This is a genomic window from Hymenobacter agri, assembly GCF_054778495.1.
In genome coordinates, this window is the sequence record NZ_BAAGZM010000547.1 from 1 (window position 1) to 2,899 (window position 2,899).

A 2,899-nucleotide genomic window follows, 5' to 3' on the forward strand; every position below is an offset into this window, starting at 1 on the left:
GCTGCTGAGCACACCCGTGCCGGCCGTGCCGCCCACCGCCACGGCCAGCCCGAAACCCAGGCCCACCAAGCGGCGCAGGGCAGAAGGGCGGGTAGGAGCAGCAGCGGTGGGCATGGGGGGAGTGAATGGGTGAGAGGGAGAAACGTGTTAACCCGTCATGTGGAGCGCAGTCCAAGCAAGACGTTCCTTTTGCTCATTGCTCATTGCTCATTGCTCATTGCTCTCCGCGGTACGCCACGCCCCCTTTCATCACGAAGACCGGGCGCATCATGGCCGAAATGTCCTGCAGCGGGTCGCCATCGACAGCCACGATATCGGCGAATTTACCGGGTTCGAGGGTGCCGAGGTCGGCGGTTTCGCCCAGCAGCTCGGCGGCGTTGAGGGTGGCGGTGCGCAGGGCTTCGAGGGAGCTGAAGCCGGTTTCGGTCATGTAGCCGAACTCGCGGGCGTTCTGGCCGTGGCGGTACACGCCGGCATCGGTGCCGAAGGCCACGCGCACGCCGGCCTTGGTGGCGCGGCCGAAGGTGCCCTGCATCTTGGTGCCCACTTCGAGGGCCTTGCGGGCAATGACGGGCGGGAAGTAGCCGGGCCGCAGCCGGGCCGTGTCGGCCACCGACTTGCCGGCGATGAGCGTGGGCACGTACCAGGTGCGGGTTTTAGCCATGAGGGCAATGGCTTCGTCGTCCATCAGCGAGCCGTGGTCAATGCTCGTCACGCCGGCCCGCACGGCCCGCTTAATGCCCTCGGCGCCGTGGGCGTGGCAGGCCACGCGCAAGCCCAAATCGCGAGCCGTCGAGACAATGGCGCGGATTTCCTCTTCGGTGTACTGGGCGCCGGTGCCGTCCTTGCTCAGGTCGAGCACGCCGCCGGTGCTGGCGATTTTGATGAGGTCGGCGCCGCGCTTGAACTGCTCGCGCACGGCTTCGCGGCACTGGTCGGGACCATTGGCGAGGTTGATGGGGCGGCCGGCGTGCTCCATCTGCTCGAGGCTGAGGCCGTCGGTTTCGTCCATGTGGCCGCCGGTGGCCGAAATGGCCATGCCCGCCGAGTAGATGCGCGGGCCGGGCACGAGGCCCTGGGCCACAGCGTTGCGCAGGCTGGTGTTCACGCCCGAGCCGCCGCAGTCGCGCACGGTGGTGAAACCGGCGCGCAGCGTGGTGAGGGCATTAATCTGGGCGCGGAAAGCAATATCGGCGGGGTTGAGAGTGAACTGCTCGCGAAAGCTGTTGCGGCTGGGCGTCGATTCCAGATGTACGTGGCAGTCGATGAGGCCGGGCAGTACGGTGCGGTTTTCGAGGTTGATGACTTTGTCCTGCGGGCTGCCGGCGGCGGTGTAGCCGGCCTGCACGGCGGTGATGCGGTCTTTTTCGACTACGATAGTTTGCTGGGTGAGGAGCTTGCCGCTGCGCACGTCGAGCAGGCGGCCGCAGTGCAGCAGGGTTTTCTGGGCGAAGACGGCCGGGGCGGCGAGGAGCAGCGCGGCGGCGAGGGTATAGGTGCGCATGGTGGGCGTGATGAGTTGGCGGATTGTGCGGAATGCCAAGCTCAAAGAACGTCATGCTGAGCGAAGTCGAAGCATCTCTACCGCTTCGGGGCAACGATTAAATTACTTGCGCAGTAGAGATGCTTCGACTTCGCTCAGCATGACGTTCTTTTGCGGCCCTTCCTTACTAATCCATTCACCCAACCACCCCTAACCCATGACCACGCAAGCCGAATTTGAAGCTGCCAGCCAGCGCGCCCAGCAACTGCCCAGCAAGCCCAGCAACACGGTGCTGCTCCAGCTCTATGCTCTTTACAAGCAAGCCACCGACGGCGACGCCACCGGCGACCGCCCCGGCGGTTTCGATTTCAAAGCCATTGCCAAATACGACGCTTGGAACGGCCTGCGCGGCACCAGCAAGGAAGCCGCCCGCCAGCAGTACGTGGAGCTGGTGAACGAGCTGGCGGGGTAGTCTCAATGAGTGAATGGGTGAATGAGTGAATGGGTGAATTGCTGCGGCCGTTTGCTCATTCACCCATTCACCCATTCGCTCATTCACTCATTGCATCATGGACATCTCCCGCAAGAAGCCGCCGTACCCGATTGCGCCCGCGCTGCGCCAGTACCTGCGCGACTACGACCGCGAGGCCGCCCTGCCGGTGACGTATGCCGAGTTGCGGCAGTTCACCGGCTCGTTTGCGCTGCTCGACCGGGCCGGTGTCGATACGCTCTGGCAAACGGTGTACTACGAGCCCCAGACGCTACGCGAGCTCAGCCAGGGACTGACGGAGGTGTACGCGCTGCTGAAAACGGCCGGCGACCTCAGCTTCGTGGAGCACCTCGTGGCCGACCGCGTGGACTACTGCGAGTTTGGCAATTCGCAGCCGTTCCGGGTGCGCATTGTCAATCAGCTCAACGACAACTACGACTATTTCTACGTGAAGCGGGCCGATGCCTCGCGCCTCTACGGGCTGGAGCTGGAGCAACTCTTGTCGCCCAACTCCATCACCTTTCTGGTGAGCGGCGACACGCTGGTAGAGGAGCACATCGTGGGCATTCCCGGCGACGACTTCATCAAGAAGCACCTTTCACAGCCGCAGCTCAACCAGGTGCGCATTGCCAAGGAGTTCGTGAAGTTCAACGAGCGGTGCTTCGTGCGATTGCTGGGCGACATGCGGGCCTACAACTACGTCATCGCCGTCACGCCCGACTTCGAGAACGAGCAGTACCGCGTCCGGGCCATCGACTTCGACCAGCAGAGCTACGAGGGCCGTCGGGCCATGTACCTGCCCCAGTTTTTCAAGGACAACGCGGCCGTAGTGGCCATGTGCGCCCGCCACATCAAGCCCGAAACCCTGCGCCAGTACCAGGCCGAGGAGCGCGCCCTGATGGCCCGCCGCGCCCGCGCCGACCGCC

The 2,899-nt window shown here is 64.3% G+C and carries 3 protein-coding genes; 2 read left to right on the forward strand and 1 reads right to left on the reverse strand.

Going from position 1 to position 2,899, the window contains the following annotated elements; translation table 11 throughout:
• Positions 1 to 214: 214 nt before the first annotated feature.
• Positions 215 to 1,543 carry an amidohydrolase family protein gene (locus ACYVDE_RS19100; protein ID WP_460503134.1) on the reverse strand — a complete coding sequence of 443 codons (1,329 nt, stop codon included), beginning with the start codon at positions 1,541 to 1,543 and terminating at the stop codon, positions 215 to 217.
• A 157-nt stretch (positions 1,544 to 1,700) separates the two neighbouring features.
• On the opposite strand from ACYVDE_RS19100, the gene ACYVDE_RS19105 reads away from it, so the two are divergent.
• Both ACYVDE_RS19105 and ACYVDE_RS19110 read left to right on the forward strand, forming a co-directional pair.
• Complete coding sequence (locus tag ACYVDE_RS19105; RefSeq protein WP_460503135.1) at positions 1,701 to 1,955, forward strand: acyl-CoA-binding protein; 255 nt, start codon at positions 1,701 to 1,703, stop codon at positions 1,953 to 1,955.
• Positions 1,956 to 2,052: 97 nt separating this feature from the next.
• Positions 2,053 to 2,899: hypothetical protein (locus ACYVDE_RS19110; RefSeq protein ID WP_460503136.1), on the forward strand; the 847-nt coding region annotated here is incomplete at its 3' end.